Source organism: Sulfurimonas denitrificans DSM 1251, assembly GCF_000012965.1.
Lineage (GTDB): Bacteria > Campylobacterota > Campylobacteria > Campylobacterales > Sulfurimonadaceae > Sulfurimonas > Sulfurimonas denitrificans.
This window is the reverse complement of sequence record NC_007575.1, coordinates 1,450,958-1,463,338: the sequence shown is the minus strand read 5'-3', so window position 1 is coordinate 1,463,338 and position 12,381 is coordinate 1,450,958. Positions and strand designations below refer to the sequence as shown.

The following is a 12,381-nucleotide window of genomic DNA, read 5'->3' as shown; positions in this document are numbered from 1 at the left end:
GGTACATATGAAAAAAATAGCTATGATTTTTGCGGGTCAGGGGTCTCAAGCCACTGGAATGGGTAAGGATTTTTATGAAAATTCGGAGTTAGCAAAAGAGATGTTTGAGGAAGCTGGAAAAAGAGTTGGTCTTAATTTCGATGAGTTAATATTTGGCGAACATGATTTACTTGGACAGACTGCTTATACACAGCCAGCTATACTTCTTATTCAAATGATAGCTTATCGTCTATTTAAAGATAAGTGTCCAGATATCAAAGCAGAGTTATTTTTAGGGCACTCACTAGGTGAATTTTCAGCACTATGTGCAAGTGGGGCGATAGAATATGTAGATGCTGTTGAGCTTGTACATAGACGTGGGCAGCTTATGCAAGACGCATGTACAGATATTGAAGCTGGGATGATGGTTGTTATGGGTCTTGATGATAAAAGTGTTGAGACAATTTGCAGTGATGCTCAAAAAGATGGCAAAAAAGTTTGGCCAGCAAACTATAATCAAGATGGACAGCTTGTCGTAGCTGGCATGAAAAATGATTTAGCTTCACTAGAGCAGACATTTAAGGATGCTGGTGCAAAAAGAGCACTATTATTAAACATGTCAGTAGCAAGTCATTGCGAACTTCTCTCACCTGCACAAATTCCTCTAGAGAGCTTGATGCAGAGCATGATACATGATAATTTTGAAGCTCCAGTTATCTCAAATGTTACAACAAAACCTTACAGCACTAAAGATGAAGCAATAAAACTTTTAACAGAACAGTTGATAAAACCAGTTATGTATAAGCAATCAATTTTAGAGATAGTTTCCAAGGTTGATATTGCTATAGAATTTGGAAATGGCGCTACTCTAAAAGGGTTAAATAAAAGAATTGCACCAGATCTTGAGACATATACCATTTCAGATATGAAATCTTTACTTGAAGTAGTTGAGCAAATTTCTAAATAACACCTAAATTAAATCATTCAAATTTGCAGTATATTACCCTGTTATGCTACATGTAAATATAAAAAATTGGGATTGAGTGTCGTATGGTTAATAAGAGTAGAAAGATTTTGCATAAACTATCATGATATAAAAAATACTCAAGACATTTAAGGATAAATATGAAAATAGCGATAATGGGCGCAATGCCTGAGGAAATTTCTCCGATATTAGAAAAAATAGGTTCGTACAAGAGTACATCTTATGCAGGAAATAAGTACTATGAAGCAACATACCAAGGAGTTGAACTTGTTATTGCTTATAGTAAAATTGGAAAGGTCTTCTCAGCGCTCAGTGCAGCAACAATGATAGAACATTTTGGAGCTACAAAGTTACTTTTTTCAGGAGTTGCTGGAGCAATATCAACTAATTTAAAAGTTGGAGATCTTATAGTTGCTACAAAACTGTCTCAACATGATTTAGATATCACTGCTTTTGGGCATCCTTATGGTTATGTGCCTGAGGGATCTGTGTTTGTTGAAGCTGATAAAGATATGATTGAACTAAGTAAAAAGGTTGCCCTAGAGATGGGTAAGAGCGTTCAAGAGGGAATTATTGCAACTGGAGATCAGTTTGTAGCAAACGAGGAGCGAAAAAATTGGATAGGAACAACATTTGGTGCAGATGCTCTTGAAATGGAAGGCGGAAGTGTTGGGGTTGTCTGTAACGCACTAAATATTCCTTTTTTTATTCTTCGATCAATTAGTGATGCTGCTGATATGGATGCTAGTTTTAGTTTTGATGAGTTTTTAGAGAGTAGTGCAAAAGAGAGTGCAGAGTTTATTATGAAAATGGTTGATGAGCTTGTGGCTCTTCCATTACAAGATATAAAATGAACAAACTCTTAATCCTAAACTCCTCTAAGCATAGAGTTCATGCTCAAAAAAAGTGAGCTTAATATGTCAATAATAATATCTAAAAAAATTATGTCAAAACTTGGTAAGACAAATGCTCTGTTTAACTTAATAGAAGAGGGCGATAAGATTTTAGTTGGTCTAAGTGGTGGTAAAGATTCACTTACACTTATACATGCATTAAAAGAGCAGCAACGCCGCGCCCCATTTAAATTTGAGTTTATTGCAGTTACAATCTCTTATGGGATGGGTGAAAACTATGAGAAATTAAAAGCTCACTGTAAAGAACATAAGATTGATTATGAGGTTTACGATACAAATATTTATGATATTGCAGAGGATAAGATAAGAAAAAATTCATCTTTTTGCAGTTTTTTCTCAAGAATGAGAAGAGGCTCACTCTATAGTGCAGCCCAAAAATATGGATGTAATAAAGTAGCACTTGGTCACCATATGGATGATGCAGCTGAGAGTTTTTTTATGAACTTTATCTATAATGGTCAGCTTAGAAGCCTTGCTCCAAAGTATAAGGCAGATAGAGGAGTGATTGTTATTCGTCCTCTTATTGAGATGAGAGAACGCCAGTTAGAGGCGTTTGTTCGTGAAAATAATATAGAGACGATTGGTGATGAGGCATGTCCATCAATGAGATTTGATATAAAAATGCCCCATGCAAGAGCTAGTACAAAAGATATGCTCTTAAAAATGGAACAAGAGTTCCCAACTCTCTTCAAAAGTTTAAATGCCTCATTTAAAAATATCTCAAAAGAGAGTTTTTTTGATAAAGATTTATTTAATATTTAGATTCAATATTCTCTTCATCTTGCGCTATTTGTGATTTTTTCTCAGAAAGCGTCTCCTCTTTTATAGATTTTAAAAACGCTACCATACTTTTTTGATAAGCAAGAGTATCGCTATTGTGTGAAATATTTAATAGTGCTTCAAGAGAATCCACATCTATTTTCTTAGCGTATCTAGGTGTTAATTTCAGCTCTTTTTGAATGTTTGCAATTAGTGTGTCTATGTCTAAGCTATTATGCTCCTTAACTCTTGAAACAACTTCTTTTGTTGAGAGCAGAAGCAAATTTGCCCTCTCCTCATCATTTTTATATATACTCATGCCTATATTTTTAACAATGGTATAGTTGTCTGGTTTAATCTCATCATTTGCTAAAATAATAAGTGCAAATATTTTTGCTCTAAAATCTAGTGAGCCATGATGATGAACAAAAAGTTCACGAAAAGCATTAAAAAAATGATTTTTAATCTTAAAATTTGAGAGCATTTAAATTCCTACTGGATTGTATTATGCTATTATACATTTTTGATTTTAAAATCAGTCTAAATAGATTAAAGCATATATAATAGTCAGGGGAAAGCGTATGGGAAGAGCTTTTGAGTATAGAAAAGCATCGAAATTAAAAAGATGGGGAGCAATGTCAAAATTGTTTCCAAAACTTGGAAAAATTATTACAATGGCAGCAAAAGAGGGCGGAAGCGACCCTGATATGAATGCTAGATTAAGAACAGCAATCATTAATGCAAAAGCTGAAAATATGCCAAAAGACAATATTGAAGCAGCCATTAAAAGAGCAACTTCAAAAGATACAGCAAGTATGTTAGAGGTTAGTTTTGAAGCAAAAGCTCCACATGGAGCTCAATTTTTTATAGAGTGTATGACTGATAATAATACAAGAACAGTTGCAAATGTAAAAAATATATTAACAAAACATGGTGCAGAGATGCTTACAAAAGGCTCATTGGAGTTTATGTTTGATAGAAAAGCAATTTTTGAATTTGCATTAAAAGATAATATGGACCTTGAAGAGTTAGAGTTGGAGTTGATTGATGCTGGATTAGAAGAGATAGAAGAGGAAGATGGCGTAGTAATCATCTCTACTGACTACAAAAACTTTGGCTCACTTAATAGTGCGTTAGAAGATATGAAGATTGAGATTATAAAAGCAAATTTGGAAAGAATGGCAACTTCTCCAATATCGCTCACAGAGCAGCAGCAAGCAGATATTGAGAGAATAATAGATAAGCTAGAAGATGATGAAGATGTTCAAAAAGTATTTACAAATATAGCATAGAAGCTGTGTTTGCAAATACAGGATTCTCTATCTACCCATAACAACATTTCCTATATCCCACATCGGTAGAAATATTCCAAGAGCAAGCAAGAGAACCATGCTTGCTATGAAAAAGAGCATAACTGGCTCAATTGATTCTGATAAACCATTAATTACTGCATCAAATCTCATCTTATAATACTCCGCAACTTTTCCTGTCATGGTATCTAATGTGCCACTATCCTCTGCAGCGCTTATCATTTGGATAATTATATTTTCAAAAAGTTTTGTATCTTCTAAACCTACATGTAAAGAAGAACCCTTCTCTACAGCAAATCTTACAGAAGCGAGCTTGTTTTTTAGAGGGAGATTCTCTACCATAGATACTGAGGTCTCAAGCGCTTGAGTTATTGGAATGCCAGCACGAATTAATTCTGATAAGATAAGTGTAAATCTACTTAATGTAGCAAACATTATGACGTTTTTTATAAAATATATTTTTAGTAAAACTTTATGCCAACCATATCTTATATTGTAATTGTTATTAATTAAATATTTAAAAATAACAGATGATATAGATAAAAAAATCAATATATAGAGCCCATAATTATTAAATAGATACTCTAGTTTTAGTAAAATTTTTGTTGGAATGGGAAGTTGTGTATTTAGCTTTTCAAACATATTTTTAAAATTAGGAACAACATAAGATATTAAGATGCTAAAAGCAACTGCCATGGCTATCATTACATTTTTAGGGTATGACATAGCCTTTTTAAACTTGATAATATTCGCACGAACATCTTCAAGCATATTTGCAAGAGAGAAGAGTGCATCATCAATTTTACCTGTTTTTTCTCCAAGTTGAACCATGGCAATGCAAAGGTTTCCTAATTCATAACGAAAATTATTCATCGGTTTTGAGAGTGAATGTCCAGAGTTAATATCTTCTGATAATTTTTTAAATACAAGTTTTAGAGTTTTATCTGTTGTTGATTTTGATATTTCATTAAGTGAATCATAGATAGAAATACCAGCATTTGTCATAACTGCTAGCTGTCTTATAGAAGCGATTAGAGAATCTTGTTCTATTTTTCTTTTTTTTATATTGCTTAAGAAAGTTGTTTTAAATCTTTTAAATTGTGCTTCAAGAGGTTCCCTCTCTTGTGATATTTTTAAGATAATTCCAGAGTGTTTTAATTTTACAAGCTCATTAACCTCTTTTCTATCCTCAGCATACATTCCAATCTGCTCTTTTTTACCTTTATTTAGGATAGTTGTTACAAAGTATTTCATTATTTAGCCACCCTTAAAACTTCTTCTAAAGTAGTAATTCCAAAAAGAGCTTTGTCAATACCGTTTTGAAGTAGGTCTATAAATCCATCTTCAAGAGCTTGAGCATGTATGAGTTGTGCAGATGCGTTTTTTGCGATTAGGGATGATATTTTCTCATTGATGACTAAAACTTCACAAATCATCTCTCGCCCAAGATACCCACTCCCTCTACACTCTTTACACCCTTTGCCAATATAAAATTTGCTATGAGCTGGAGCTAAATTTTTTACTTCTTCAAAGGCAGATGATGAAACTTTATCTTCTACTTTACAATTAAGGCAGATTTTTCTAACAAGCCTTTGCGCTTGTATGGCTACTAAAGAGCCACTGATAAGATAGGGAGCAATACCCATATCTACCATGCGAGTAACTGCACTTATTGAGTTGTTTGTATGAAGGGTTGATAATACCAAGTGACCAGTTAATGAAGCTTTTATAGCGATTTCTAACGTTTCTGAATCACGAATTTCGCCAATCATTATCTTATTAGGATCTTGTCTTAGAATAGAACGAAGAGCTGTTGCAAATGTAAGACCTACTTTTGGGTTTACTTGTACTTGTTGGATTAGGTTCATCCTATATTCAACTGGGTCTTCAACAGTTATTATTTTATCTTCAATATTTCTAAGCTCATTTAAAGCACCATAAAGTGTAGTTGTTTTTCCACTTCCAGTTGGACCAGTTACAAGTATGAGTCCGTAAGGAATTTGTAGTGATTTTAAAAATTTTTGATAACTAAGAGAATCCATGCCAGCATCTTCAAGCCTTACAAGAGCTTTTTGTTTATCTAAAACCCTCATAACAATTGATTCACCATACAAAATCGGTAGTGTTGAGATACGAAAGTCATAATCTCTTGTACCAACCATTATAGAGAAGCGTCCATCTTGAGGTTTTCTTTTCTCTGCAATATCTAGATTTGCTAAGAGCTTAAGTCTGGAAGCAAGAGGTGGAAATATATCTTTTTCGAAAATAAATATCTCCACTAATTTACCATCAATGCGTGTTCTTATAACACAGTTTTTTTCTGTCGGCTCAATATGCACGTCACTAGAGCGATCTTTTATACATGTGCTTAAGATAACATCAATTAATAGAAGTATAGATGAAGACTTTTGCTGCTCATCTAATGAACTAATAGAGTTAAGTTCGTCACTGATTTTTTTTACAAGCTCTTTAATGCTATCTTTTAACTCTGCTTTAAAAAGGTAAGAATCAATCTGCTCTTTAGTCGCAACAGTGATTTTTATAGGTTTTTTTGCAAAGAGTCTCTGCACTGACTCTTTTGCTTCTATATTTAGTGGATCACAAAAAGCTACAGTTATACTTAGTTCATCCTCAGAGATAGGAAACGCATAATATTTTTTTAGTTGTGTAAGTGAAATCTTCTCAACAACTCTATAATCCATATCTATTGAGTCTAAATCTAGAAATGTAAGATTTAAATTTTGAGCTAATTTTATAAGAACATCTTTTTCTTGAATATAATCATAGTTATTTACTATAGATAAACGATACTCTCCATCTTGAATTTTATCAACGATAAATCCTATAAGTCTATCCATTGTCATAAACCCAGATATGGTGATGTCTCTTAAAATTAAGTTACTATCAATACCCTTAGCTACTAATCTATCAACTTGGTTCTTGGTAATAGAGCCATTTGCCACTAAGTCAGATGTAATTCTGTCCATAATATCCCCTACCAATAAATATGTTTTTTTATGCTCTTAGAGTTATAAAACTCTTTAATTACAATCTTGTCTATCAAAATATAGAGTTTATACTTCAAGGCGCTATTTTCCTCATCAATCATTGCATAATAGAGAAGTTTTTTTTGTAAAAGTATTGTTGAAAAGTAAGTTGCGTTTGTTCGCGCTTCTTTTGAGTTAGCATTAAAGTTTTTAAAGCCAAGATTACAAACCTCTTCAAAATTTTTATTTTGATAAAGATGGAGCATCTCTTGTTTAATATCTGCACTTAGGATAACCACAGTTAAAATTATTAATAAAATCTTCATTTAAATTCTCCTGAAGTGATTTCATCTAAGAGCTGTTTTGCTTGCGATGAGTTAGAGTAAGAGATATATTTTTTAAGAGTCTCCACCGCCAACTCTTTTTTATTTAGTTTAAAAAGTGATTTTGAGAAGACAATCCAACTCCATTGCATATTGTTATTTATATTATTTGTCATTAGAGCATAGTTATAAGCTTGCTCATAATTGCCTAGATGATAATATTTTTTTGCAATAAAGAGGCTAAGTTCTGGGTTATGGCTTATGTTAAATCTTTTTATAACATCTTCAATAGCGCTCTGTTCATCTTTTCTCTGTATGTTTATAAAACTTTTTTCCTCTTCTACATGTAGAGTATTTTTTTCTATGTTTTCTATATTAATTTCGGTTGTTTTTGAAGTTATAATTGCGTGATGTTCGACATTACTCTTTGAATTTATTTGATCTATGAAGTTGAATGATGGAGTAAGAAGCACTCTGTTTTGTTCCATAATCGCCACACCATTATTTGCTCTCATTAAAAGAGTCTCATCTGCTTTTTCAGATTTAGGAGTTGTTAGTGTTTCGTGTTTTATATTTTCAGCTTTAAGTTCTAGATTTTGAGAGAAAATAGTAGATATTAGTATGATAATTAAATACGGATAGTAAGAATTTATTTTAGTTTTGAACTCTAGTAAAGATTGATAAATATTTGAAATTCTCTCAAGTTTGATATAATCCTTAACATGAAGTGTATCTAAAGAAGTACTTTTAGAGTTTTCATAGATACTTGGTTTCAATCATTCTCTCTTATGCCATTTGTTGTTGCATCAAGTCCGTTTTTTGTACTATTTAAGAGATCGCTTGAGAGTGTTTGGTATCCAAGCTCTGATAGAGATAAATTATTTTTTCTCTTTGTGACAATATGAGGTTCAATTACTATAACCAACTCTTGGGTTGTTTTTAATCTGTTTTCATATTTAAAAAGATAGTTAAGTATAGGAATATCACCTAAAATAGGAACTTTATTTACATCTATGCTGTTACTTGTGTTAATTAATCCACCTAAGATAATTCGCTCTCCATCCCTGAGCGTCACAACAGATGAGAGCTGGCGGCGACGGAGGTCTGGAGGCATTGTTCTCTCTACTCCAGGAGTTATTGATATATCAGTTGTAGTTTCTGATAGAGAAGGGTTGATTTTTAGTGTTATCATATTATCATCTGAGATTTCTGGCGTGATATCTAGAAGGACTCCTGCAAACACTGATTGTAAATCTTGATTTTGTGTCGTCACTGAACCACCTGTTCCAGCTGTTGAGAGTGAATCTGATATAATTTTATAAAAATATTCTGTTCCTGCTGTGATTAGTGCTGGCTGATTGTTTAGCGTTAAAACTTTAGGGTTTGATATAGAAGATACATCACCTTGAGTTTTAAGAAATTTGATAATATTGTTGATAGTAAAGTTACTGCTAATAGTTAATAATTTTGAAGTTGCATCAACTGGTGTGCGTACCCCAGCCAAATCTTCTAGCCCGTAAGTTTCTATGTTGCTTTGAGCCGCTTCAACTCTTTTATCTCTTAAGAGTAGTCCTTCAACAGTGTCTCCTTCATAAGCACTATCCCAAGTAGCGCCATGTACGTTAGTTCTTTTTGCTTTATTAAAAGTTAAATTCATATTTTGTAAATTATATAATTGACTCCAATCAACGCCAGTAGTTTTACCATCACTTAGAGTAACTGAGAGCAGTTGAACATCTATAAGAACTTGAAGCTGAACTTTATCTTGAAGTTTTTTTAGATACTCTTCAAACCTTTGCATCTGTTTTAGAGTGGCTGTAACAGTTATAATTCCAGCATTTTTATTTATAATAGGAGGTTGTGCAATATAAATATCTTGAGGTCTATTTAATACATGTTGAAACTCAATATCTAGTTCGTGCCAGAATAAAACTTTATCAGAGCTATTTACATTCATTCCAGATTTACCAGCAGAGCTACCGCTAGTGTTTATCTCCTCTGTCTCTGATTTTTGAATAGTCGAAGACCTTGACCCTTTTTTAGAATAGATTGTTGCTCCATCTGAAGAGAGAGTAATATCTGTTTTAGATGAGCTTTCTCTCTCTGAGAGAATATAGTCAATATCAAACATCTTAGTTTGAAGATATGAGATTCTTAGTAGATTATTTTGAAGAGTATATGTTAGATTATTCTCTTTTAAAACAATATTTAAGACTTCATCTATTGTAAGGTTGTTTAAGTTTGTTTTGTTTAAATTTGTATTCAAAAAATTTTGTGTATTTGGATCAGTGACTATAATGCTGAAATTACACTCGTCGCTAAGCTGTTCAACGAAGTCAATTATTTTAGTGTTTTTTTTGGAGTTGATGCTAAAGAGTTCATAAGAACAATCTGCTGCATAAACACTGCTTGAGATGAGGAGTGTTAGAAGTGTAGAATAGATTGCTGTTTTTACGGGTTTCATAATATCTCTCCTAATTATTTTTGAATTTTAAAGCCTCTTTTTTTGTTGCTGTTGATAAGAGAATAAGGTTGTCGCCTTGTTTTAAAATTACACTATCTTTGTCTATTTCAAAGAGTGTATAGCCCTTTAAAACATCGTTTATCTTGTGCCAATTGCCATTAATCATGGCTGAAGAGTTTATAATCGCACTCAAATCAAAACTAGAAGCGTCAATAATCTCTTTTTTTGGTTTTTCTATGCCAGTAATGTCTGCTTTTTGAAGTGATAATATAGTGCTATTTTTACTATCTTGCTCTTTTGAGCTGTTTTTCTTTAAAAATACAAAAGGGCTTATTGCATCTGAAGCAACCACACCTTTTCTTGGTAGCTTAATAGTTTCTATTTGCTCATCAATCCAGCCTAGTTCAGAGGCAAAGAGACTCTTTGATAGCAGAAATGCAAGCAGTATGATTAATGTTATTTTCATTGGTGAGTAATCCCCCAAACCGAGAGATTAATTTTTGTGTTGAGTCTATTTTGAGCCTTGATATCTAAGTCATAAATATCAACTACTAATTCACTCTGCTCTAGTGAATTTATAAATTTTATGATATTTAAATAATCACCAGTAACATTAAGGGAGATATCAAGAACATGTCCAAAAGAGGCTCTATTATAGAGCGAATATGTGTTTAAAAAATTGACAATCATAATATTATGATTTTTAGCATGAATAGAGATAGAGTTTAAATACTCACCCCAAGTCTCCTCATGATATATGAGTGATGAGATAGCCTCTATTTTCTCTTTTATATAACTGTTTTGATTTTTTAAAATAATCAGTTCTTTATCAAGAGTAGCAATCTCTTCGCTCAGTTTAAAGAGTACCTCCTCTCTATTTACGCTAAGATAACTATTATCAGCAGCTATTTTTGATGTTACTTGAGCTACTTTATCTTTAACACTTTTAAATTCATTGACTGAGCTCTCATAAAATGGGTAAGCTAAAGCAAAAAGAACAACAATTATCATAATATACACCATGTAGATATCTTTTTGGGATTTTTGCTTAAAAAAGAAGTCCACTCTCTCTAAGCTCTCCTCAATCATTAATTTAAAATTCATATTAAATTCACTTTTAATTCGCCAAAGTATAACTTCTCTTCTGAGTCATATACTATTTCTGTTAAAGAGAAGTGAAATTTCTCGCCATATATTTTTGTTAAGTATTTGATTAAATCAGTTATCTTTTTATCATTCACAGAGACTAAGCCAAATTTGAACTCTTTGGAAGCTTCCACCTCTTGGCTCTTTTGTACTTCAGTATAAAAAATGCTCTCTAGGTTGAGGCTAAATTTGTTAAAGTCTTTTGTGAAAATCTGCAATAAATCAGCTTTCATCGGATAGCTCACTTTAACATCATGAATTTTTACAAGAGTATTTTTCCTATTTAGATACTCCTCTTTTTCATCATTTACAAGTTTAAAAACTTTATCTTTCCCCTCTTCTTTACTCTTTATAAGTGCCTCTCTTGTCGTTTTTAAATTATGTAAATTTGTGTATTCTTCTTCAAGTAGCTTGTATTGGAGTGACTTAGTATATGTTAGTGTCCAGTATGAAACAGGATACAAAAAGGCAAGAGTTAGTGTTGCAACAAAGAGTAGTATAGTGCGACCGCTATATCTTTGCATAAATTTTGCAGGACGATGATATATAGTAAAATTACACTTGTATCTATCCTCCTCCAAGAGAGTTGAATAGATATGCATTAATGCATGGATATGATCTGTATGAGCATCGTGGTTTATAAATCCATAGTTAAAATTAAAATTAGAGCACTTAATTCCAAGTTCAGCTTCTGCCATCTCATCTATTTTTGTAATAGAGGGAAGTTGAGTATCTACATATAGAGTCTCAAACTTTCCTAAATTCAAAGCTCTTTTTACATAAGTCAAAATATCGTTTATGTTTGCGAAAACTTCTTTATATAGCTTTATAATAGATGTTTTATAGATACTCTGAGTAGTTTTTAAATCTTCATAAGACAGAAAATATATAAAATCTTCATATTCAACCATCTCACCATATAATTGACAAAATCTCTCATGCATCTCTATAAATGAGTAGTTTATAGACTTTGTATAGAGAAACTCTTTCTCATTATATATTGCTATAAAGGTCTCATTTTCTTGAAAATAGATAAAACAGTGCAGACCACTCTTTTCTATCAAGTTTTTGGAATATAGAGCTTTAATTAAAAGAGGAGAGGGAGTAATATAATCAATATATTTAATTGTCTCAACTGCACTTTTAAAAAGATGTTCAACCGTTAAAGGGTCAATTATAAATATATGAAAATTTCTATGATTTTCGTCCAATTTATTAAAAATCTCAATATACTCTATTTGGTACATAGTTGTTTGATCGAGACCAAGTTCATCATACGCTTTATTGTAGATAGCATCATATAGATGCTCTTGAGGTATGTTTTTGCTAATTTCTATATGAGTATTGATAAATTTATTTATATTAAGGTAAGAGATTACATATTGCTCTTTAGTGTACGATGTGGAGGTTATTGAATTTAACTTATTTTCAATATTTAAAATGTAACTGTTTTTATAAGGATTAATTGAGAGTACGCTGCAAAAGGATGGGTATTCTTTTTTACCCATTTTGAA

At 32.1% G+C, this 12,381-nt stretch carries 13 protein-coding genes; 4 read left to right on the top strand and 9 right to left on the bottom strand.

All coding sequences use genetic code 11. The features are described from left to right. Positions 1–7: 7 nt before the first annotated feature. From fabD to SUDEN_RS07275, 3 genes are all read left to right on the top strand, one after another. Entirely contained in the window at positions 8–946 is a 939-nt protein-coding gene (gene fabD, locus SUDEN_RS07285; protein WP_011373022.1) for an ACP S-malonyltransferase, read from the top strand. A gap of 158 nt (positions 947–1,104) precedes the next feature. Then, positions 1,105–1,818 (top strand): 5'-methylthioadenosine/adenosylhomocysteine nucleosidase, encoded by a 714-nt coding sequence (locus tag SUDEN_RS07280; RefSeq protein WP_011373021.1) that lies wholly within the window; start codon positions 1,105–1,107, stop codon positions 1,816–1,818. A gap of 63 nt (positions 1,819–1,881) precedes the next feature. Further along, complete coding sequence (locus SUDEN_RS07275; protein WP_041672534.1) at positions 1,882–2,640, top strand: tRNA 2-thiocytidine biosynthesis TtcA family protein; 759 nt, start codon at positions 1,882–1,884, stop codon at positions 2,638–2,640. Here SUDEN_RS07275 and SUDEN_RS07270 read toward each other — a convergent pair. Further along, entirely contained in the window at positions 2,630–3,121 is a 492-nt protein-coding gene (locus SUDEN_RS07270) for a hypothetical protein (protein ID WP_011373019.1), read from the bottom strand. The two genes, SUDEN_RS07275 and SUDEN_RS07270, sit on opposite strands and share 11 nt — an antisense overlap. 97 nt (positions 3,122–3,218) lie before the next feature. Between SUDEN_RS07270 and SUDEN_RS07265 the strand changes: the two genes are divergently transcribed. Continuing rightward, positions 3,219–3,929 (top strand): YebC/PmpR family DNA-binding transcriptional regulator, encoded by a 711-nt coding sequence (locus SUDEN_RS07265; protein ID WP_011373018.1) that lies wholly within the window; start codon positions 3,219–3,221, stop codon positions 3,927–3,929. A 27-nt stretch (positions 3,930–3,956) separates the two neighbouring features. Here SUDEN_RS07265 and SUDEN_RS07260 read toward each other — a convergent pair whose 3' ends face one another. Genes SUDEN_RS07260 through SUDEN_RS07225 form a run of 8 tightly spaced genes read right to left on the bottom strand, consistent with a single transcriptional unit; the run spans position 3,957 to position 12,375 of the window. Continuing rightward, complete coding sequence (locus tag SUDEN_RS07260; protein WP_011373017.1) at positions 3,957–5,201, bottom strand: type II secretion system F family protein; 1,245 nt, start codon at positions 5,199–5,201, stop codon at positions 3,957–3,959. Next, the gene (locus SUDEN_RS07255; protein WP_011373016.1) at positions 5,201–6,934 is read right to left on the bottom strand and encodes a GspE/PulE family protein; all 1,734 of its coding nucleotides are present in this window, start codon (positions 6,932–6,934) and stop codon (positions 5,201–5,203) included. Before SUDEN_RS07255 ends, SUDEN_RS07260 begins: the two co-directional genes overlap by 1 nt. 8 nt (positions 6,935–6,942) lie before the next feature. Continuing rightward, positions 6,943–7,260, bottom strand: coding sequence for a hypothetical protein (locus SUDEN_RS07250; RefSeq protein WP_011373015.1), 318 nt, complete (start codon positions 7,258–7,260; stop codon positions 6,943–6,945). Beyond that, positions 7,257–8,033, bottom strand: coding sequence for a tetratricopeptide repeat protein (locus tag SUDEN_RS07245; RefSeq protein ID WP_011373014.1), 777 nt, complete (start codon positions 8,031–8,033; stop codon positions 7,257–7,259). Before SUDEN_RS07245 ends, SUDEN_RS07250 begins: the two co-directional genes overlap by 4 nt. Then, the gene (gene mshL, locus SUDEN_RS07240) at positions 8,030–9,721 is read right to left on the bottom strand and encodes a pilus (MSHA type) biogenesis protein MshL (protein ID WP_011373013.1); all 1,692 of its coding nucleotides are present in this window, start codon (positions 9,719–9,721) and stop codon (positions 8,030–8,032) included. Before mshL ends, SUDEN_RS07245 begins: the two co-directional genes overlap by 4 nt. 10 nt (positions 9,722–9,731) lie before the next feature. Further along, a complete protein-coding gene (locus tag SUDEN_RS07235; protein WP_011373012.1) occupies positions 9,732–10,187 on the bottom strand; it encodes a hypothetical protein in 456 nt (151 codons plus the stop codon). After that, positions 10,184–10,825: a hypothetical protein gene (locus SUDEN_RS07230; RefSeq protein WP_011373011.1), complete on the bottom strand. Its 642-nt coding sequence runs from the start codon at positions 10,823–10,825 to the stop codon at positions 10,184–10,186. The genes SUDEN_RS07235 and SUDEN_RS07230 overlap by 4 nt, the downstream gene beginning before the upstream one ends. Next, positions 10,822–12,375, bottom strand: a complete 1,554-nt coding sequence (locus SUDEN_RS07225; protein ID WP_011373010.1) for a hypothetical protein — start codon at positions 12,373–12,375, stop codon at positions 10,822–10,824. Before SUDEN_RS07225 ends, SUDEN_RS07230 begins: the two co-directional genes overlap by 4 nt. Positions 12,376–12,381: the final 6 nt, after the last annotated feature.